At 62.4% G+C, this 19,660-nt stretch carries 23 protein-coding genes; 10 read left to right on the forward strand and 13 right to left on the reverse strand.

The features are described 5' to 3' along the window. Positions 1–32: 32 nt before the first annotated feature. Positions 33–578 (reverse strand): hypothetical protein, encoded by a 546-nt coding sequence (locus tag ABWI03_RS05075; RefSeq protein ID WP_166809376.1) that lies wholly within the window; start codon positions 576–578, stop codon positions 33–35. After that, positions 571–894, reverse strand: coding sequence for a helix-turn-helix transcriptional regulator (locus ABWI03_RS05080; protein ID WP_124567536.1), 324 nt, complete (start codon positions 892–894; stop codon positions 571–573). The genes ABWI03_RS05075 and ABWI03_RS05080 overlap by 8 nt, the downstream gene beginning before the upstream one ends. Before the next feature lie 106 nt (positions 895–1,000). On the opposite strand from ABWI03_RS05080, the gene ABWI03_RS05085 reads away from it, so the two are divergent. From ABWI03_RS05085 to ABWI03_RS05095, 3 genes are all read left to right on the forward strand, one after another. Beyond that, positions 1,001–1,420: a hypothetical protein gene (locus ABWI03_RS05085; protein WP_298777352.1), complete on the forward strand. Its 420-nt coding sequence runs from the start codon at positions 1,001–1,003 to the stop codon at positions 1,418–1,420. A gap of 75 nt (positions 1,421–1,495) precedes the next feature. Continuing rightward, a complete protein-coding gene (locus ABWI03_RS05090) occupies positions 1,496–1,909 on the forward strand; it encodes a VOC family protein (protein ID WP_166809378.1) in 414 nt (137 codons plus the stop codon). Then, positions 1,910–2,485 carry a TetR/AcrR family transcriptional regulator gene (locus ABWI03_RS05095; protein WP_298777353.1) on the forward strand — a complete coding sequence of 192 codons (576 nt, stop codon included), beginning with the start codon at positions 1,910–1,912 and terminating at the stop codon, positions 2,483–2,485. Between the two features lie 12 nt (positions 2,486–2,497). Here the strand turns inward: ABWI03_RS05095 and ABWI03_RS05100 are convergent, their stop codons facing one another. The 3 genes from ABWI03_RS05100 to ABWI03_RS05110 form a co-directional block, all read right to left on the reverse strand. Next, on the reverse strand, positions 2,498–3,337 hold the full coding sequence (locus ABWI03_RS05100; protein WP_298777354.1) for an aldo/keto reductase: 840 nt from the start codon (positions 3,335–3,337) through the stop codon (positions 2,498–2,500). A 144-nt stretch (positions 3,338–3,481) separates the two neighbouring features. Then, positions 3,482–5,113 carry an ABC-F family ATP-binding cassette domain-containing protein gene (locus tag ABWI03_RS05105; protein ID WP_298777355.1) on the reverse strand — a complete coding sequence of 544 codons (1,632 nt, stop codon included), beginning with the start codon at positions 5,111–5,113 and terminating at the stop codon, positions 3,482–3,484. Positions 5,114–5,168: 55 nt separating this feature from the next. After that, the gene (locus ABWI03_RS05110; protein WP_200316363.1) at positions 5,169–5,765 is read right to left on the reverse strand and encodes a class I SAM-dependent methyltransferase; all 597 of its coding nucleotides are present in this window, start codon (positions 5,763–5,765) and stop codon (positions 5,169–5,171) included. 130 nt (positions 5,766–5,895) lie between these two features. Between ABWI03_RS05110 and ABWI03_RS05115 the strand changes: the two genes are divergently transcribed. Beyond that, positions 5,896–6,744 (forward strand): aldo/keto reductase, encoded by an 849-nt coding sequence (locus tag ABWI03_RS05115; RefSeq protein WP_095971230.1) that lies wholly within the window; start codon positions 5,896–5,898, stop codon positions 6,742–6,744. 64 nt (positions 6,745–6,808) lie between these two features. On the opposite strand, the gene ABWI03_RS05120 is transcribed toward ABWI03_RS05115, so the two are convergent. Beyond that, positions 6,809–7,960: an NADH:flavin oxidoreductase gene (locus tag ABWI03_RS05120; protein WP_296552502.1), complete on the reverse strand. Its 1,152-nt coding sequence runs from the start codon at positions 7,958–7,960 to the stop codon at positions 6,809–6,811. 202 nt (positions 7,961–8,162) lie between these two features. Here ABWI03_RS05120 and ctaD point away from each other — a divergent pair, with 202 nt between their 5' ends. From ctaD to ABWI03_RS05135, 3 genes are read left to right on the forward strand one after another with little or no spacing between them, the layout of a single operon-like run. Then, positions 8,163–9,917, forward strand: a complete 1,755-nt coding sequence (gene ctaD / locus ABWI03_RS05125) for an aa3-type cytochrome oxidase subunit I (RefSeq protein ID WP_095971300.1) — start codon at positions 8,163–8,165, stop codon at positions 9,915–9,917. Positions 9,918–9,962: 45 nt separating this feature from the next. Then, positions 9,963–10,436 carry a MarR family winged helix-turn-helix transcriptional regulator gene (locus tag ABWI03_RS05130; RefSeq protein ID WP_019744857.1) on the forward strand — a complete coding sequence of 158 codons (474 nt, stop codon included), beginning with the start codon at positions 9,963–9,965 and terminating at the stop codon, positions 10,434–10,436. 55 nt (positions 10,437–10,491) lie between these two features. Further along, positions 10,492–10,911, forward strand: a complete 420-nt coding sequence (locus tag ABWI03_RS05135) for a DUF5313 family protein (protein ID WP_042451127.1) — start codon at positions 10,492–10,494, stop codon at positions 10,909–10,911. Between the two features lie 9 nt (positions 10,912–10,920). Here the strand turns inward: ABWI03_RS05135 and ABWI03_RS05140 are convergent, their stop codons facing one another. Then, positions 10,921–11,949, reverse strand: coding sequence for an NAD(P)/FAD-dependent oxidoreductase (locus ABWI03_RS05140; protein ID WP_387409907.1), 1,029 nt, complete (start codon positions 11,947–11,949; stop codon positions 10,921–10,923). Between the two features lie 71 nt (positions 11,950–12,020). Here ABWI03_RS05140 and ABWI03_RS05145 point away from each other — a divergent pair, with 71 nt between their 5' ends. Beyond that, entirely contained in the window at positions 12,021–12,605 is a 585-nt protein-coding gene (locus tag ABWI03_RS05145; protein ID WP_351648479.1) for a helix-turn-helix domain-containing protein, read from the forward strand. A 57-nt stretch (positions 12,606–12,662) separates the two neighbouring features. After that, positions 12,663–13,121 (forward strand): GNAT family N-acetyltransferase, encoded by a 459-nt coding sequence (locus ABWI03_RS05150; RefSeq protein WP_296552510.1) that lies wholly within the window; start codon positions 12,663–12,665, stop codon positions 13,119–13,121. Positions 13,122–13,133: 12 nt separating this feature from the next. Here the strand turns inward: ABWI03_RS05150 and ABWI03_RS05155 are convergent, their stop codons facing one another. The 6 genes from ABWI03_RS05155 to ABWI03_RS05180 are packed head-to-tail and all read right to left on the reverse strand — an operon-like array spanning position 13,134 to position 18,763. Continuing rightward, positions 13,134–13,670, reverse strand: coding sequence for a P-loop nucleotide/nucleoside kinase family protein (locus ABWI03_RS05155; RefSeq protein ID WP_298777357.1), 537 nt, complete (start codon positions 13,668–13,670; stop codon positions 13,134–13,136). 53 nt (positions 13,671–13,723) lie between these two features. After that, positions 13,724–14,518 (reverse strand): MHYT domain-containing protein, encoded by a 795-nt coding sequence (locus tag ABWI03_RS05160; RefSeq protein ID WP_095971225.1) that lies wholly within the window; start codon positions 14,516–14,518, stop codon positions 13,724–13,726. A gap of 40 nt (positions 14,519–14,558) precedes the next feature. Continuing rightward, positions 14,559–15,146, reverse strand: coding sequence for a GTP-binding protein (locus tag ABWI03_RS05165; protein WP_003940118.1), 588 nt, complete (start codon positions 15,144–15,146; stop codon positions 14,559–14,561). Beyond that, positions 15,127–15,501 carry a DUF742 domain-containing protein gene (locus ABWI03_RS05170; protein WP_296552520.1) on the reverse strand — a complete coding sequence of 125 codons (375 nt, stop codon included), beginning with the start codon at positions 15,499–15,501 and terminating at the stop codon, positions 15,127–15,129. Before ABWI03_RS05170 ends, ABWI03_RS05165 begins: the two co-directional genes overlap by 20 nt. Positions 15,502–15,506: 5 nt before the next feature. After that, the gene (locus tag ABWI03_RS05175) at positions 15,507–15,923 is read right to left on the reverse strand and encodes a roadblock/LC7 domain-containing protein (RefSeq protein ID WP_298777358.1); all 417 of its coding nucleotides are present in this window, start codon (positions 15,921–15,923) and stop codon (positions 15,507–15,509) included. Next, the gene (locus ABWI03_RS05180; protein WP_296552522.1) at positions 15,920–18,763 is read right to left on the reverse strand and encodes an ATP-binding protein; all 2,844 of its coding nucleotides are present in this window, start codon (positions 18,761–18,763) and stop codon (positions 15,920–15,922) included. Before ABWI03_RS05180 ends, ABWI03_RS05175 begins: the two co-directional genes overlap by 4 nt. Positions 18,764–19,113: 350 nt before the next feature. Here ABWI03_RS05180 and ABWI03_RS05185 point away from each other — a divergent pair, with 350 nt between their 5' ends. Further along, entirely contained in the window at positions 19,114–19,656 is a 543-nt protein-coding gene (locus ABWI03_RS05185; protein WP_296552523.1) for a DUF6630 family protein, read from the forward strand. Positions 19,657–19,660 lie beyond the last annotated feature (4 nt).

Below are 19,660 nucleotides of genomic sequence, written 5' to 3' on the forward strand. Positions count from 1 at the left end.
ATCGGTCGAGTGGTGCGCTTCGGTAATACGGGTCAGAGGTCGAACTCTTCGGAATCAATCGGATCCGGGTCTGGATTGGTCCACGCGAGAATCATCGCGGGCGTGCACGCGCCGATCAGCATTGCAGTCAGTGCCAATAAACCTCCTGTGTAAGGCAGTCTCTCTACATTCCACTGCACCGACGAGGTGAAAATGAGGAAAATGGCGACAATGAAGACCAACGTTTGGGTCACGCTCAACCCGACGGAGCGGGCGTCGTTGCGTTGCTGGATCTCCCACTCGTCCAGAGCGTGCCGCGGCGCATCCCCCTGCCGACCCGACACGATTTGAAGTGAGGACCACGTCGGCAGGAACAACACCGTGATGATCGGCCATGCCACCGCGAACAGTGGGTTGAACAGGCACGCGATCCCGACGACAACCATCGTGGTGAACAGGACTCCGAGGGCGACGACGAGCACGCGCCGACGTCGACGGGTTCGCCAATTCGGGAGCCAATGTCGGAACGTCTCCTCGTTCTGCAGGAACCGCCGAGTGCGGTGGGCCTGGTAGCGGTCGATCAGATTCGATTCAGGCACTGGGCTTTTCACTCCCCTCGGTAGTGCGGTGACTCCGGTTGATCTCCGTCGACTGTGCATTCCGGTAGACCTCCGTCGACAGCGGCCCGAACTCCGTCCGAGAGAACACCGCCTCCACCGGGAGGTCGAACACCCAGCAGATTCGGAATGCAAGATCCAGGCTGGGGTAGTGGTCACCGCGTTCGAGTGCCCCCACAGTCTGCGGATTGACGTCGACGAGTTGCGCGAGCTGGGCCCGGCTCATCTTCCGCTCGGCGCGAAGCACTCCGATGCGGTTGAAGATGGGGAGCGCGTCTCCCCGCCGGACTGGGCTCATACATCAAAGTGTTGTAAAAACCCAACAGTTTGTCAATTGGAACCGAGATTGTTCTGCTGCTGGGCCGTGCCGACGGATAAGGTTCGGGCAACGGAAGGGGCTTGACATGGTGGTCGAACAGTTGATGCTCGAGAAGTCTCGCCTGGTCGTGCAGGTGTGCGAGGACGGCAACTACAGCGTGGGATCACAAGGGCTCGAAGCGATCTGGCGCGATCCGATGGACAAGGGTGCCGTCATCGGTATCGGTCAGCACACTCCGGGGGATGTGGAAGGAGAATCGTGGTGGGTCGTGTACGGCCAGTCCGACACCACGGCCGACGTCACCGTTCGGCTCGAGGATGGATCGCACGTGAAGGTGGGCCGTATCGGTGAGATCTTCGCCGCCGAATGGGTGAGTACCCCGCAGCAGGCGTTGCTGTACCGGTCCGATCGCCCGGTGGAGTCGCAGCCCACCAAACTGTCGGTGCTGTTCGCCCGGCCGAAGTTCATGCCCAAGGCCGCATTTCCGGAGAACGATCGCTTGTAGTCCTGGCGAGGTCGGCCGCGGAGGGCGGTCCGACTTGTCCTCGATTTGTTACGGTACGTACTGTACCGTTTAGATATGACAACGTGGCCGAACGACCTCGAAGTAGTCCAAGTGCGAGTAGCGCGACCCACCGACCGGCTCGACGACGTGATTGCGTTCTATCGCGACTGCGTGGGATTGCCGGAGCTCTACCGGTTCTCCGGACATGCCGGCTACGACGGAATCATGCTGGGTTTGCCGGATGCGAACTATCACCTCGAATTCACGACCCACGAAGACGGAAGCCCGTGCCCGGCTCCGACGCAGGACAATTTGTTGGTGCTCTACTTCACCGGCGAGTCGGCGATGTACGAGGTGGTGCATCGGCTGGGTGCGGCGGGGCACGAACCCGTCGAGGCCGAGAATCCGTACTGGGAGGAGAATGCGGGAATGACCTTCGAAGATCCTGACGGCTGGCGTCTGGTGCTCATGCCCCGGCCGGTGCTGTAGATGGTGCGCGCCCGCGACGAACGGATCGACGACGCCGTACTGTCCGCGACCCTGGAACTGTTGGGGGAGAACGGGTATGCGGAGCTCTCGATCGGTTCGGTGGCGACGAAAGCGGGCGTACATCGACCCGCCATCTACCGGAGATGGCCGTCGAAGCGGCATCTGGTGGTCGACGTCGTCGTGGGGCATATCGGTACTGATCCAACGCCGGACACCGGCGATCTCAGGGCAGACCTGGTCGCCGGCATCACGACATTGGTTGTGGGGCTGAGCGAAACGGTAGTTGGGCGGATCCTGCCCGCGTTGGTTGCGGATCTGGCGGCGGACCCGGAATTGGCGCGGGATTTCCAGTCGGCATTCTTTCAGCCACGACGCGATTCCACTGCGGCAGTGCTGGAATCGGCGCGGCTGCGCGGCGACATTCGGAGCGACTTCGACCTGGACTTCGTCCTGGATGCCCTGGCGTCGCCGATCTATTACCGAGCGTTGTTCCGTCACTTACCGTTGGACGCGCTCCTGGCCGAGCAGTCCGTCGATTCCGTGCTGCTGACGTTGACTCCCCACGAAAATTCTTGAAGCCGTTTCGATTCAGTTCAATTCGACTGGATCGGGTCCGACACGGCTGTCGGTGTTCAGCGCTGCGATGGCAGCTGACTCGTCAGCATCGAGTGTGAAGTCGAAGATCGCGGCGTTCTCGCGCATGCGGGCAGGGGTGACCGACTTCGACAGAACGGTGTGTCCCTGTTCGAGGTGCCAGTGCAGAATGATCTGCGCGGGACTCTTGCCGTGTGCTGCAGCGATTTTCCCGATGGTCGGGTCGTCGAGGATCGTTCCCTGTCCTAATGGGCTCCATGCCTCGATTTCGATGCCGCGGCTCTGTGCGTACTCCCGTGATGCGTGCTGTTGCAGGCGGGGGTGCAATTCGATCTGGTTGACGGCCGGGATGATCGAGCTGTGCTCGGCCAGCAGTTCGAGGTGCTCGGGGAGGAAGTTCGACACACCGATCGCACGGGTGCGGCCTGAGGCGAGGATCTCCTCGAAAGCTGCCCACGTCTCCACGAACAGGCCCTTTGCCGGTGCCGGCCAGTGGATCAGATAGAGGTCGACGAAGTCGAGGCCGAGCTTGTCGAGGCTCGTGTCGAACGCGGCGAGTGCTCGGTCGTGGCCCTGATCGTCATTCCACAACTTGGTGGTGACAAAAAGCTCTGACCTCGGAACTCCCGAACTTGCGATGGCGCGGCCGACACCGGCTTCGTTTCCGTAGATTGCGGCCGTGTCGATGTGGCGGTAGCCGATCTCGAGAGCGGTGGAAGTGACCTCTTCGGTCTGTGCGTCCGGTACCTGGAAAACGCCGTACCCGAGTTGCGGGATGGTGATCGGCTCGCCGGTGGTTCCGTGGGTCAGTGCGCGGTCGGGGATCGACAACATTGAAGAGTGCCTTTCAGGACTGGGTGTGGCGGTTCTAGGGGCGATCGTGTCGCCCGTGGTCCACCTATGCCGCGCATGCAACTATTGCGTGCGCCGGATAAATAGTTGCACACGCGGGTTGTCTGCGCAAGCGCAGTCGATTGGCTACTCCTCGAAGAGCTGTCCGTTCTCCATTCGCCACCGGCGCGTGCTTCTGGTGGACTGCAGCATGCGTCGATCGTGAGTGACCAGGAGGAGGGTTCCCTCGAAGGATTCCATCGCCTGCTCGAGCTGTTCGATCGCCGGAAGGTCGAGATGGTTCGTCGGCTCGTCCAGTACCAGTAGGTTCACGCCGCGAGCTTGCAGTAAAGCAAGTGCAGTCCTTGTTCTTTCGCCGGGGGACAGGGAAGCGGCAGATCGGAGTACGTGGTGTCCGCGCAGGCCGAACTTGGCGAGCAGAGTGCGGACATCGGCATCGGGCCAGTCCGGAACCTGTGCACCGAAGGCCTCGACGACTGGCTGATCGCCTTCGAACAATCCGCGCGCCTGGTCGATCTCACCGATCGCGACACCGGAACCCAGCGACGCGATGCCCTCGTCGGGGACGAGTTTGCCGAGTAGGACGTTCAGGAGGGTGGTCTTGCCTGCTCCGTTCGCGCCCGTGACGAGGATCCGATCACCCCAGTCGATCTGCGTCGTGACCGGACCGAACGTGAACTGACCGCGAGTTACCTTGGCGCCGTTCGTGGTCGCGACAACGGATCCGGATCGCGGCGCCGCCGCGATCTCCATGCGAAGTTCCCACTCCTTGCGCGGTTCCTCGACGACTTCGAGGCGCTCGATTCGGCGTTGAGTCTGGCGGGCTTTCGCGGCTTGCTTCTCCGTCGACTCGGTCCGCAATCCGCGTCCGATCTTGTCGTTGTCCTTGGCCTTACGACGCGCGTTGCGGACGCCGTGTTCCATCCAGTTGCGCTGCATCTGCGCGCGATCCTCGAGATCGGAGCGGGTGCCTGCGTATTCCTCGAACGCCTCGCGTGCGTGCTGGCGGGCGATCTCGCGTTCGGCGAGGTACGACTCGTAGCCGCCGTCGTAAACGGCGATGTCCTGCTGCGCCAGGTCGAGTTCCACGATTCCGGTGACGGTGCGCGAGAGGAATTCGCGATCATGGCTCACGACAACCAGCGCCGCTCGGGTCTCGGCGACAAATCGCTCCAACTGCTCGAGACCGCGCAGGTCGAGATCGTTGGTGGGCTCGTCCAACAGGAGAATGTCGTAGCGCGAGAGCAACAGTGACGCGAGGCCGGCGCGCGCGGCCTGACCGCCGGACAACGCCGTCATGTGCGCATCGAGCGGAACTCCGAGCCCGAGTTCTTCGACCACCTTCTCAGCGCGCTCGAACAGATCGGCGCCGCCGAGAGCGAGCCAGCGTTCCAGTGCCGGGGAGTACAGATCCTCTTCCGCTTCGGCCAGGGTTTCGGCCGCCGCGTTCATGACTTCCTCGGCGTGCGCGACGCCGGTGCGGCGGCCGAGGAACTCGAGGACGGTCTCACCCTCGATGCGGTCGGGTTCCTGCGCGAGGTAACCGACCGCAGCATCCGGCGGACTGAGAATGATCGAACCCTCGACATCAGCAGTGCCGATTCCGGCCAGTGCGGTGAGAAGCGTCGACTTGCCGGCGCCGTTCGCGCCGACGAGGCCGATGACGTCGCCAGGCGCGACGGTGAGATCGAGGTCGGAGAACAGGGTGCGTTCTCCCCGGGAGGCAGAGAGGCCGCTGATGCGCAGTGTTGCAGTCACCTGAGAAGTATCCCCGGCGCTGTGCGCCAGTGTTAATCGGTGCTGCGCACAGCAGTCAGCCGCGGACCAGGTGATACCAGCACGGATGTGCCGCACGGACCGGAAGTGGCGATTCACTCACATCGGCGGCCGTACTCGAGGCCATCGACCAACCGTCGAATGCTCGCGTGACGTCCTCCTCGGAGACACCATGTGGCATCGGCCAGCGGTGACCTGGCCCGAACGCGAACATCACCAGGGACGCTCCCGGTGCGGTGATCGCGTTGACCGACCTCCCGTAGTCCCGTCGTTGGTGGTCGGTGAGCCCGTGAAAGCAGCCGATGTCGAGTACCAGCATGTGCCCACCGTCGACGGCTATGTGCAGGTCTGCCGCGTCCTCGTGGAGGAACCGGACGTCGACGTGTGCTTCGCGTGCATGTATGCGCGCTTTGTCCAGGGGTTCCTGCTCGGCGTCGACGCCGGTGACGTGCCAACCGCGTTGCGCCAGCTCGATGGAATGGCGTCCGGTGCCGCAGCCGATGTCGAGTGCACGGCCACCTTCCGGGACGGGGATCGCGTCCAGAAGGCCGGACAGTTGAGCGTCGAAGCCGTGGCCGGTGTGCTCCCACGGAGTGACGCCGACCTTGTAGGCGAGACGATATCCGAGATTCATCGCTCTCTCTTTTCTCGAGGCGATTCCAATACTTGTCTTCCAAGGTAGACCGGCATTTCGGGCGGTACAAGGGCACCGCGCGGAGGTTCGGCGGGGAATGCCTCCCTGCTCTCGGGCGTTGGATTCACTTATGACCGAGACCAATGATGTGACCGATGTACCGACAATTGTTCTGAACGACGGTAAGACGATCCCCGCACTCGGATTCGGTGTGTTCCAGGTTCCGGACGACGAGACGCAGGAAGCCGTCTCCACCGCCCTGAAGACCGGCTACCGCAGCATCGACACCGCCAAGATCTACGGCAACGAGGTGGGCGTCGGCCGCGCGATCGCCGAATCCGGCATCGCACGCGAAGACCTCTACATCACGACGAAGTTGTGGAACGACGATCAGGGCTACGACTCGACGCTTGCCGCATTCGACGCCAGCCTCGACAAGTTGGGTCTCGACTACCTCGATCTGTACCTGATCCACTGGCCGGTACCGTCCAAGGACCTGTACGTCGAGACCTTCAAGGCATTCCAGAAGCTCAAGGCCGACGGACGGGTTCGATCCATCGGCGTCTCCAACTTCACCATCGAGAACCTCGAGCGTGTCATCGGTGAAACCGGTGAGGTACCGGTCCTCAACCAGATCGAGCTTCACCCCAAGTTCAACCAGGCCGAACTGCGCGCCTTCCACACCGGCAAGGGAATCGCGACGGAAGCATGGAGCCCGCTCGGCCAGGGAACCGTTCTCGGTGACCCCGTCATCACCGCTGTCGCCGACGCTCATGGCGTCACCGCGGCTCAGGTGATCATTCGCTGGCACCTGCAGATCGGCAACGTGGTGATCCCGAAGTCGGTGACCCCCGAACGTATCGCCGCCAACTTCGATGTCTTCGGCTTCGAACTGACGCCGGAACAGATCAACGCGATCGGTGCTCTCGACGACCCGGCCGGCCGCATCGGCCCCGATCCGGTCACGCTCGGCAGCTAGAACTTCCGGTAGACCCACAAACGGCACTCCCGCGATCGCGGGAGTGCCGTTTTGTCGTGCGAGGTCAGTTCAGGTGCGTGCGATGTTCTGCAGTGAATGCGATGTGTTCGTCCGCGCGTCCGGTGCGGAGCTTCTCGACCCACTCGGGATCGGCGAGCAGCGCGCGCCCGATGGCAACCATGTCGAATTCACCGTTCTCGTACTGAGCTTCGAGACGCTCCAGCCCCGTGACAGCCGATGCAGCGTCGCCGGTGAATGCCGTCGTGAACACCGAGTCGAGTCCGACCGAGCCGACGGTGATGGTCGGCAACCCGGTCAGCTTCTTCGTCCAGCCCGCGAGGCCGAGCTTGCCGTCTTCACCGTCGAGTTCAGCGAACGCCGGTTCCCAGTGACGCCTCGTCGACGGATGCAGAACGTCGACACCGGCGTCGACCAGGGGAGTGAGGATGCGGCCGAGTTCTGCCGGGTTCTGGGCGATACGAGCGTCGTAGTGGCCGGACTTCCACTGCGAGAAGCGGTAGACGATCGCGAACTCGTTTCCGACTGCCTCCCGGATCGCGGCGACGACCTCGGCCGGGAAACGGGTGCGGGCTTCGAGTGATCCGCCGTATCCATCGGTGCGGACATTGGTTCCTGCCCAGAGGAACTCGTCGAGCAGGTAGCCATGCGCCCCATGCAACTCGAGACCGTCGAAACCGGTGTTCTTCGCGTTGAGTGCCGCGTCGACCCACGACTGCTTCAAGTCGTCGAGATCCGAGGTGGTGAATTCTCGACCCAGACGGGTGCCGTCCAGCGCCAGGCCGGAAGGGCTGACGGTTTCGACCTCTGGGTTCAGGCGCGAATTCTCGCCGCGCTCGACTCCGAGGTGCCACAGCTGGGGAATGATCGATCCGCCCTCGGCGTGGACGGCGTCGACTACCGACTTCCAGCCGCCCAGGCTCGAATCGCCGTAGATGCGCGGTACGCGGGTGTGCGGGCCGGCCGCCGGGTCCGGGATGTACGTGCCTTCGGTGATGATCAAGCCGACACCACCTGCTGCGCGACGACGGTAGTACTCGGCCACGTCGGCGCCGGGGATTCCGTCCGGCGAGAAGGCGCGCGTCATCGGGGCCATGGCGAAACGGTTACGCAACGAGAGTGATTTGACCTCGAAAGGCTCGAAGAGGCCGCGCAACGCGGAGGCCTCGGGTGCTGTCGATGTGTCGGGAAGAGTCACGGGTTTGTTCAACGCGGCCGGCTCTCGACCTATTCCGCTGCATGAGTTCATCTCGCTGAAATGTGCAAAAGGTTGCGTACGTTCGGTTTTCATCGGTGCGTCGGTCGTCGAAACTTAGTTTGTGCATTAACTATTAACATGCGATATGGTCGTGCGGAAAGTTCTTGAGGGCGGTATCGAGCACGAAAGAGGACGCGCGAGCATGACAACAACGGTGCCGGACGAGCGGACCGGAGACTTGGAGCCGATTCCGGAGCGGCCGTACCCGAAGCGTCGTGATCCCAAGGGGTCGTGGATGCTCGAGATGATCAAGACCACCGATCACAAGAAGATCGGGATCATGTACCTGATCACTGCGTTCGCGTTCTTCCTGATCGGCGGCCTGATGGCGCTGTTCATGCGCGCCGAACTGGCTGTCCCCGGAATGCAGTTCCTCTCCAATGAGCAGTTCAACCAGCTGTTCACCATGCACGGCACGATCATGCTGCTGCTGTACGCGACCCCCGTCGTCTTCGGCTTCGCGAACTACATGCTTCCGTTGCAGATCGGAGCACCCGACGTCGCCTTTCCTCGGCTGAACTCATTCGGGTTCTGGCTCTTCACTTTTGGTGGCCTCATCGTTCTCGGCGGCTTCCTCACGCCGGGCGGCGCTGCCGACTTCGGTTGGACGGCGTACACCCCGCTCTCCGGCGCGGTTCACAGCCCCGGCGTCGGGGCCGACCTGTGGGTCTTCGGTCTGACGGTCGGTGGGCTCGGCACGATTCTCGGTGCGGTCAACATGATCACCACCGTGATCTGCCTGCGCGCACCCGGCATGACCATGTTCCGCATGTCGATCTTCACCTGGAACATCTTCATCACCAGCATCTTGATCTTGATGGCGTTCCCGCTCCTGACCGCCGCGTTCATGGGGCTGTTCGTCGACCGTCACCTCGGTGGTCACATCTTCGATCCGGCGTCGGGCGGAGTTCTGTTGTGGCAGCACCTGTTCTGGTTCTTCGGTCATCCCGAGGTGTACATCATCGCGCTGCCGTTCTTCGGCATCGTCTCGGAGATCTTCCCGGTCTTCAGCCGTAAGCCGATCTTCGGTTACACGGGATTGGTCTATGCGACACTCGCGATTGCCGCTCTCTCGATCGCTGTGTGGGCTCACCACATGTATGCGACGGGTGCTGTTCTCCTGCCGTATTTCTCGTTCATGACGTTCCTGATCGCCGTGCCGACAGGCGTGAAGATCTTCAACTGGATCGGAACGATGTGGAAGGGGCAGTTGACTTTCGAGTCGCCGATGCTGTTCTCGGTGGGCTTTTTGATCACCTTCCTCTTCGGTGGTCTGTCGGGTGTCATCCTCGCGAGCCCGCCGCTCGACTTCCACGTCACCGACACGTATTTTGTCGTGGCCCACTTCCACTACGTGGTCTTCGGTACGGTCGTGTTCGCCACGTATGCCGGTATCTACTTCTGGTTCCCGAAGATGACGGGACGTCTGCTCGACGAACGGTTGGGCAAGTGGCACTTCTGGACCACGTTCGTCGGTTTCCACGGCACGTTCCTCGTTCAGCACTGGCTCGGCGGTGAGGGCATGCCGCGTCGGTACGCCGACTACCTGCCCTCGGACGGGTTCACCGTGCTCAACTCGGTCTCGACCATTTTCGCCTTCGTGCTCGGTGCCTCGACGCTGCCCTTCCTGTGGAACGTCTTCAAGAGTTACCGCTACGGCGAAGTGGTCACCGTCGACGATCCGTGGGGTTACGGAAACTCGCTCGAGTGGGCGACCACCTGCCCGCCGCCGCGTCACAACTTCACCGAGTTGCCGCGCATCCGTAGCGAGCGTCCGGCGTTCGAGCTGCACTACCCGCACATGGTCGAGCGAATGAGGGCGGAAGCGCACGTGGGTCTGACCGGGCAACCCACGTCGACGTTGGAGAAGAGTGACGATCATCGCCAGATTGATTAGTGCAATAATAGTTACTGCACTAATTAATCTGATAACATCGGATTCATGACGACGAAGGCTCCGCAGACGCAGATGGACGATCCGCTGGCTCTCGACCGGCAGGTGTGCTTTGCACTTGCGGTCGCGAACCGGGCAGTGCTCTCCGTCTACCGGCCCCTGCTCGAGCCGATGGGCCTCACGCATCCCCAGTATCTGGTGATGCTGGCACTGTGGGGAAAGTCGCCGATGGCGGTCAAGGAAATCGGGCAGGCGCTTCAGCTCGATTCGCCGACTTTGTCGCCGCTCCTCAAACGACTCGAGGCGTCCGGGTTGATCACGCGAACCCGTAGCCGCGCCGACGAGCGTCAACTCGACGTCGACCTCACCGAAGCGGGTGTGGCGCTGCGCGACGAGGCGGAGAAGATCCCGCCGGCGGTTGTCGCGAAGTTGGGCGTGAGCCTCGCCGAGCTCGAAGAACTCCACAACGTTCTGACGCGGGTCAACGAGGCCGCGCTCCGCGCCGGAGCCTTGGACCAATGAGAGAAATTTGATGACTGCATCCGAAAGAAACGTGATGACTGCGTCAGTACCGTCGATGCGTACCGAACAGGTGACTTCCGTGACTTCCAAAAAGCAACGTACGAGCCCGAATCCCCTTCAGTGGTTGGGCTATTCAGTGGGCCGTAAGCTGCCCGACTCCATGCAGGACTGGGTGCGAAACGACCTGATCGGTGATTGGGCTGTGCCGCGTCACCTGATCCGAAGCATGGTGCCGTTCATTCCAGTCTTCGCTGCCTTCATGCTCTTTCCGGGGCCGTGGGCTCTGCGGGCATCGATGGTGCTGCTCGGAGTGCTCCTGGCACTGTTCTATTCGGTTTCCTACATGGCTCAGAACAGGTCGCGTCGCCTCGAGCGTCACGGTTTGCCTTCCGACCTCGAGAACCCGAAGAAGATCTCGCGCCACGACGCCGAGAAGGCCGCCTACGAGAAGTTGCACGGCGGCCCCGCGACGTAGACTCTTCTCTCAGAAGCCGTGGAGGGCGCTGCCGCCGTTCATCTCGCAGACGCGTTGCTCCACGGTGGCCGAGAAATCAACCTCTGGCGCGGTCGTAAGCAGGGCCGATTCGACGTCTTGCTCGACCAGGTATTCGTTGATCGCGATTGCCGCTGTCGAACCGGCAGCGGCAGCGCCTATCACCTGAGCGCGAGGGTCGACGACATTGCCGGCGCCCCAAATGCCAGGAACGCTGGTGGCGCCGGAAGGATCGACAGTCACGAATCCGTTTGTGCCCACGTGGCAACCGAGTTGTGACAAGGCCCCGTCGTTCGGGACGAGGCGAGGTGCGACGAACAGCGCTGAACGAGGAACCAATTGACCGTTGTCCAACTCGATTGCCTTCAGTTCGCCGTGCTCGGAGGTCACTGCGGTGACCTGCCCGTCGACCACCTCGACACCGCGCGCCGCAAGTCGCCTGCGTTCTTCCGGTGTGAGCGAGATGTGATGAGGGAAGAACGTCACATCCGACGACCACTGCCGGAGCAGAAGCGCCTGGTGAAGTGACATTTCGCGAACGTCGCCGCCGAGAACGCCGATCGGTTGATCGCTGATCTCGTACGCATGGCAGTAGGGGCAATGGAGCACGCTCTGTCCCCAAAGTTCTTGGATGCCTGGTATTTCCGGAAGTGAATCCCGTAGGCCGGTGGCAACCAGCACGGTGCGAGCGGTGAGCGTCGTGCCGCCTGAAAGCGCGACGACAAAGCCGGGTTCGATACCGCGCCACGAGATGTCGACAACGTCATCCTGTGTGAATTCCACTCCGTACGTCTGTAATTCGCTGCGTCCGACGGTGAGTAACTCGCCCGGCGCCATGCCGTCGCGCGAGAGGAAGCCGTGCATGTGTGCCGCGGGTGCGTTGCGGGGAGTGCCGGAATCGATGACGGCGACGCTGCGCCGAGCGCGCCCCAACACCAGGGCTGCGCTGAGTCCGGCGGCTCCACCACCGACGATCACGGTGTCGAGGACCTGTGTTTCAGTGTGTGTTCGCATGAGCACAGGTTGCCCGCGAACGAGACAGCTCAGCAACTATTGTTGCCATTTCTGGGAATCGTCGTCAGACTCGGACCATGAATGTCAACGGCCCGCACATCGATGCCGCCATCTCGCAGATAGGCGCGCGCCTCAAACGCATTCGTACACAGCGCAATGTCACGCTCACGGCGCTGTCCGAGACCGGTATCTCGAAGAGCACCCTGTCGAGGCTCGAAGCGGGGGAGCGTCGCCCGAGTTTGGAGTTGCTGCTCCCGATCGCGCTCGCCCACCAAGTGCCGTTGGACCAGTTGGTGGCGGCGCCACAGGTCGCCGATCCGCGTATCCAGAGTGCGCCTCGAAGCGTCAGTGGGCGAACGGTCTTGCCGCTGACTCGGCAACCGGGTGGGCTGCAGGCATTCAAGATGACCATCCCGGCAAACCAGACCGAGCCGAATCCGCAGGTGCATGACGGCTATGAATGGCTGTACGTGTTGTCGGGGAAGCTGAGATTGGTGTTGGCCGATCACGACATCATCATGGGAACGGGTGAAGCTGCTGAATTCGACACCCGAAATCCGCATTGGTTCGGCAGTGACGGCAAAGGCCCGGTCGAAGTGCTGAGTCTGTTCGGCCCACAAGGAGAACGCATTCACGTTCGGGCCAAGCCTTCGGCGAAGTGACGGAAAGTCATACTTTCATGCGATGCTGCCGGAGGCGACGTGGACAGTGAGGGATCTGTGCGAATCGAAACTGACGACCTGAGCCGGGACGCGGTCCGGGCTCTCCTGGCCGAGCACCTCGCGGACATGCATGCGACCTCCCCTGTGGACAGCGTTCACGCGCTGGACGTCACGGGGCTGACGGATAGCTCTGTGACCATGTGGACGCTGTGGAGCGACGGTGACGAGCTACTCGGTTGCGTAGCACTCAAGGAACGGTCGTCGACCGGCGGCGAGATCAAGTCGATGCGGACTTCATCGGCAGCTCGCGGGCGTGGAGTAGGTACGCGACTTCTTCAACACGTCGTGGACGAGTCGAGACAACGAGGTTACCGTCAACTCGAATTGGAGACCGGCACACAGGACTTCTTCGATCCAGCTCGCCGGTTGTACGTGAGATTCGGGTTCGTGCCCTGTCCACCGTTCGGGAACTACCGCGAAGATCCGAACAGTGCATTCTTCGTTCTCGCCCTGTGAGCAGCTCGCACGCTACGGCATCGTGGCGGTGATGCGTCGTACTGCGCTGTCGGAGTCCATGATTGCGGTGTCGAGCACCAGCCGTTCCGTGGTCCACGGCTCGTAGTCCCGATCCAGAATTTCCTGCCCCGTCGGTAGTACAAGATCCGGGATGTCGACGACTCGCTGTTCAGCGCGTCTGCGATGCTCGTCGGGATCCGAACAGACTACTTCGACATTGAGCAAGTACGCCGAATTGTGTTGTGCGGTAGCGGACCAGGCGCTTCGCGTCACCTCGATCGGGTTGACACACTCGACCACGACCGAGAGTCCCAGCCGCAATTGTTCGGCGGCGAGCGCATAGGCGGTGATGTATCCAGCGGTCCCGGATGCGTCAGCGATACCGCTGTGGGTCAGTGCCTGTTCGATGGTATCGATCCGCACGAAAGGGATTCGGTGATGCTGGGCAAGCGCTCGCGCGATCGTCGACTTGCCGGTGGCCGGCAAACCTCCGATCACGACCAGTGTCGCGCGGGCCGACGGCTGGGGGTTGTGTCCGGCATCCACCATCCTCGAAATGTACGGGGCGTCGTCGATTCACACTGACTCGCCTCGTACTTCGCTCAGTTCGAGATCGCGAACTCGCGTGCTTCGAACGCCAGGTCGTCGGCGGCGGACTCCATTCGTGCCGTCGCACGGTTGGGCGCTGTCAGCACTGCAACGATCGGAACCGCCAACGCCAACAAGCCGAGAACGAAGACGGGGAAGAGGAAGGAGAACACTTCGAGTCCCTGCGGCGCCGGGGCTGCTGCGTCGTGAACGACCTCGACCGCGGCCATTCCGGTGTAATGCATTCCGACGACGGCGATACCCATGATGATTCCGGCGACAAAACGAAGAATCGTGGACTCGAGCACCATGGTGAACCACAGTGCGGCCGTTCCGGCGACGACTGCGATGAGAACCGACAGTGCGACGAAGAGCAGGTCGTAGTGGATCTCACCCTGAAAGCGTAAGGCGCGCATACCGGTGTAGTGCATGATGTTCACGGCGAGACCGGTCACCAGGCCGCCGATCAGAAGTCGAGTCCAGCGGAATTCGGTCCCGATGATCAGCAGGCCGACAAACACGGCCCCTACCGAGATGATCGCCGAGATCACGGTCCATCCGAGGTTGTATCGAATGGGACTGCCGGGGACTGCGAAGCCGAGCATGGCGATGAAATGCATCAGCCAGATGGCGACGCCACCGATCGACAGGGCGGCCATGGCGAGCCAGCGCATGCGTGTGGCGGTCGTCGTCGCCGACGCTGAATGCCTGGTGCACGCCAGGCCGACTACCGACCCGACCACGGACACGACGTAGGCGAGCCCGAGCAGCCAGATTCCCATCGAGAAATGGTGCATTTCATCCGACATGCCAGTTCCTTTCGGTGACGATTCGCATCTGGTGATTCATCTAGACGACTGCTTCAGCTGCAAGTCGTTCGAGGGAGTATTCGGTGACGGCGATCAGCGCGCGTTTGGCCGATTCGCGGTTTCGGGCGTCGATCTCGATCATGGGAACGCGGTTGGGTAGAGCCAACGCCTGGCGGAGATCGCTCGCCGAATGGATGGGTGCGCCGTCGAAACGGTTGACCGCCACGATGAACGGGAGGCCTCGCGCCTCGAAGAAGTCGACTGCGGCGAAGCTGTCTTCCAAGCGACGCGTGTCGACCAGAATGACCGCACCGATCGCACCGGTGATCAGGTCGTCCCACATGAACCAGAAGCGGCGCTGTCCCGGGGTTCCGAACAGATAGAGAACCAGGTCGTCGGCGAGAGTGATGCGCCCGAAGTCCATCGCGACCGTCGTGGTGCTCTTGTCGGGAGTGGAACCGAGATTGTCGATACCGTCGCTGGCGTCGGTGACCATTGCCTCCGTGCGAAGGGGGACGATTTCGGAGACGGTCCCCACAAGCGTTGTCTTGCCAACACCGAAACCCCCGGCGATCACGATTTTCGTCGATTTCACGCGAGACGATGAGTCAGAGTGCCCGAAGTCCACTGAGGGTCCTTTCGATCAGTTCGCGTCGCTCGACTCGAGATGCGTCGCTTCGCAGAGTGGCATGTATTTCCAGTGATCCGGCTACTACGAGGTCGGCGACCAGTACCCGCACGACTCCGATCGGAACACCCAGGTGGGCGGCGATCTCGGCAACCGAGATCCGCTGCTCGCAGAGTGCGACGATCGATGCACTAATATCTTGCGGTGCAAGATTGTTCGAGACCACGTCTTCGATCGTCGCGATGATCGCTTCGAGCGGGAGGTCGATGGACGGCAGGGTCCGACCTTCGGTGAGCGCGTACGGCCGGACCAAGCTCGGTTCGGCGTCGTCGTACTCGGATTGATGGTGAGGCATCGAACTCAAATACCCTGCGATGTTCGCGGGGCAATGTCCATGGTGGTCCCGACGCGATCGACGAGAGTCGCCATTTCGTAACCGACCTGGCCGATGTCGCATCCGGCGACAGCGAGTGCGGCGAGGTAAGCGCCACTACCGACGCCCATGAGAAGCAGGTAGCCGTTCTCCATCTCGACGACGGACTGCATGACGGCCCCACCGTCGAAGAGGCGTGACGCCCCCGCGGACAGGCTGGCGAGTCCGGAAGTGACAGCGGCCAATTGATCCGCCCGGTCGAGCGGAAGGTGTGTGCTCGAGGCCGTCAACAACCCGTCGGCTGAGACGATGATCGCGTGACTCACACCCGGCACGTCTCGGGCAAAAGCCGAAACCAGCCAGTCGAGTGCGCGGGGAGTCTCTTGGGCTCCGACAGTGTTCACTGTTCTCCTTCATCGTTGTGCAACATCGTGGACGATTCGAAAGACTGTCCGCCATCGGACTGGTGGACGGCAGCATGCCGACGCCCACGCTGCACGCCGGATTGGTAACTGCTCCAACCACGTTGAACGTCGGCGGGATTGGATGCTTGACGTTGGGCTGTACCACCTCCTCCGACGGCGCCGGGAACCAAGCGAGCTCCTCGATCCCGAATAGGCAATCCGGAATCGGCGATCTTGGTGACCGGCATCTCGAACGACGTCCGGGCAGCCAGCCAGCCTTGATCTGCGTCCGTGGTCCAGGAACCACCGGTGGAAGCCGTTGACGACTCCGCCGTCGGATCCACGAGCCACTCCGACACCATCCGAGCAAAGATCGGCATCGTCGACGGGGCAGACGTTCCACCGTTCGCGCCGCCGTTGTTGTTGTTGCTGCTGTCAGTACGCGCAGACGTGCGAGCCGACATCCCGTCACGGGTACGAGAGGAGAAGAAGGCCGCAGTATTTGTCGGAGTCGGTGCCGAGAGTCGGTGCCGCGGCGCCGGAGTTGTCGACGGCTGTGGACCCACCGGGATCTCGGGACCCTGTGCAGACGAGTTGGATTCCGGCGACGGAGTACGGACGGGAAGCGACGTCGATGCGTTCGCGCCCGCGGGATCGAGTTGGGGAGCGAAGGATGACACCGGCGCAGTTGGTGCCGGAGTGGTCGAGGTACTGACCTGCGGCACTCCACTCGTGCCCGGGGTGCGGCGAGGTAGTCCCGAGGGTGTTGCCGTCGGTGTCGACTCCGGCGTGATCGGGGCGAACGTCTCGGTCCGATCGGTGCTGATGCCGGGCGTTCGGCGGGGGAGGTCGGCGAAGCTTCTGGTCGCAGGCTGTGGGGGTGCGGAAGCGGTCGGGACCGGCTGTGACCATACCGGGGCAGGTGGTGCGGGCGGCGGTGTCCGATCGACTGTGGCAACGGGTCCTGTTCGCGGCGTGCGGATTTCGGGAGACTGCGAGGAATCGAGAATCGAGGTCGGTAGGAGCACCGTTGCGGTGATGCCGCTGTGTGTCGACGACGTTGCCGTCGGGCGCAGGCGCACAGAGATGTTGTAGCGACGGCTGATTCGGCTCACGACGAACAAACCCATGCGACGCGCTGTGTCCGCGCTCATCTCGCCGCCGGCCGCGAGGCGCTCGTTGGCATCGAGGATGTCGGCAGGCGACATACCGATACCGAGATCTGCGATCTCGACGATCATGGAGCCGTCGATGGTGCGGGCAGCGTTGATGGAGACGGTGGTCTCCGGTGGGGAGTACCGCAGCGAATTGTCGAGCAGTTCGGCAATGAGGTGAACGACGTCCGGCGCAGCGTGACCGGTGACGACTCCGGGCGGGATCTGCCCGAGTTCGACGCGTCGATACTCCTCGACACCCGATACCGCGGCGCGAAGGGTATCGCCGAGAGCGACGGGTGCAGTCCTGGCGCGGCGCACATCGGTTCCGGCGAGAACCAACAAGTTGTCGCCGTTTCGACGCATTCTCGCGGCGATGTGGTCGAGCCGGAACAGATTCTCGAGGCGACGCGGGTCGTCCTCGTCCTGCTCGAGCTGTTCGATCAAACCGAGTTGCTGGTCGACGAGGGACTTGTTCCGCCTCGACAGCGTTTCGAACATGTCGTTGACCTGGCGCCGCAGGGTCGCCTGCTCGCCGGCAAGCGTGATGGCCTGACCGTGCATGTCGTCCACGGCGCGTGCAAGTTCGCCGATTTCCTCGTGGGTGCGGATCGGGACACGGGCGAAGTCGAGTTCGTCGGTACTGGCACCTGCGCGGATTCGTTCGATCGCGTCGGGAAGTCCGCGCCTCGCGGCCTGCAGAGCGGCGAACCGCAACCGGCGGATCGGATCAATGAGCGATCGGCTGATGACGAGGGCGATCGCCAGTGCCAGCAGGACCGCGCCGAGCACGATGGCAGTGTCACGAAGTGCTGCGGTTCGTGCTGCATTGGATTCAGCGGTGACGGTGTCGCCGAACTCGGTGACGGTGGTATCGGTCAGGCTGTTGTACTGGTCGTTGCCGGATTTCAGGTCTGCGCCGACGCGGCTTCCCAGAGGAGAGGTCGACGGAGTTGATCCGAGGGCGTTGATCCGGTTCTGAGCTGAGTTGCTGAGGGTCTGGACGGTGTCGTTACTCCCGTCGATGGCGAGAATGTTGTTCAGAGCGACCAGTTCGGCACCGGCGGCACTGACCATCGAGGTACGAGCCTGCTGGTCCGGATCACCTGAGCCGAAGAGAATTCGTTGTTCGGCCAGTGCTCGTCGCGCATCCCAGAGTGCGGCGAGTCGGCCACCCTCTTCGCGCAGCGCCGGACGCTGAGAATGCTCGACGACGCTGGTGAAGGTGCTCGAGAGTGCGCGCGAGACTTCACCGACCCGAGAAACCAAGCGTGCGGGAGCCACCGCGCCGGCGGAAATCTCCTCGGTGATGGATCGGCTCTCGGCAAGTGCCGAAGTCACTTGGTCGTTGAGGGCGTCATCGGACTGGAACGCGCGCGCCGCGTCGACCAGTTGGTCCATTGCGTCCGAAACCGCTTGTGTGGCCGGGCCGGTGTCAGTGCGTGCCGAGGCCGCTTCGGCGAGTTCGTACAGCGCGGATTCGAGGTTGATCGCGGCGGGCACAGCGAGGGCGCGTTCGGACGAGGAACTCAGCTGCGCGGCTTCTTCGAGTTCGGTCTGAACGCGAAGGGCTCCGAGGACGACGGCGACGATCATCGGCAATGCGAGAACGGCGATGACCTTCCAACCCAGGCGCCACTCGCCGATCGACCACCAAGAGGTTGTCGTGTGTGAATCGTGTTTCATGCGGAACATGGCCCCTTCACGTCAACCCCCCGTGGGTCATTGCCCGAACCCCTTCGATCCGGTTTGACCAGAAGAAGTAGTTAGCTGAACGGTAACAGACTGTTCGCTGGCTCGCTACATCCCAGTTGGCTTCTCGGACCGACGATGACTATATCCGGATTGTAAGACCAGGTGAAAGGGTAAACGGACAAGTGCGGCGAATGGGATAGCCGGGTAGTCCAATTTGGTAGCTCGACACCGGCGCTGCTCGGGAATCGGTGGAACTCGGGGTAAGCATCTGGCTCGTGTCCCGACATCGAGACATATCCGAAGACGGCGCACTCGCATGTCAGACTGTGGGAACCGCACCGATGACCGAATCGAACCTTGGAGCCGTAGTGGGTGGACCTGCTCGCGACGCGTTGCGTGCGATCGCCGAACTGCTCGCCTCTGACAGCCCCGCAGTCAGCGATCGTGTGACTCTCGCGATCGACTACCCGGAACGGTATGTCGAGGTACAGAACGATCTGTACTCACAGACGCTCGAGAAGCCGCACCCGGAAATGGCGTGGTTTGCTCTCGTCGATGCATTGCACGAACAAGAACTCCTGGCCTGGGTGGACTGGAACGAGGACGCCGCCGAGGTTCTCGGTCGACTGCGGCAGCTGGAGTCTGCACCCGGAGCGGCCCATTCATGGAAATGGGCGGACGAGCTTGCCGCAGGCTATGACCGCACCGCTGGCCTCGAAACGCTTCTTGCCTGCGTCGGCGCCAACATCGCCGGGTCAGGAGTTTCCGTTGCCTGGCTCGACAGCGACAGCGATACGTTTCTCATCGTGTTCGTCCCGAGTGTTCAAAGTGCAACTCTCGTCGAACTCGCGCTGGCAACCGGTCACTGTGTGCGCGTGTTCTAGAGTC

This window comes from Rhodococcus baikonurensis (assembly GCF_040489275.1).
Taxonomy (GTDB): domain Bacteria; phylum Actinomycetota; class Actinomycetes; order Mycobacteriales; family Mycobacteriaceae; genus Rhodococcus_F; species Rhodococcus_F baikonurensis.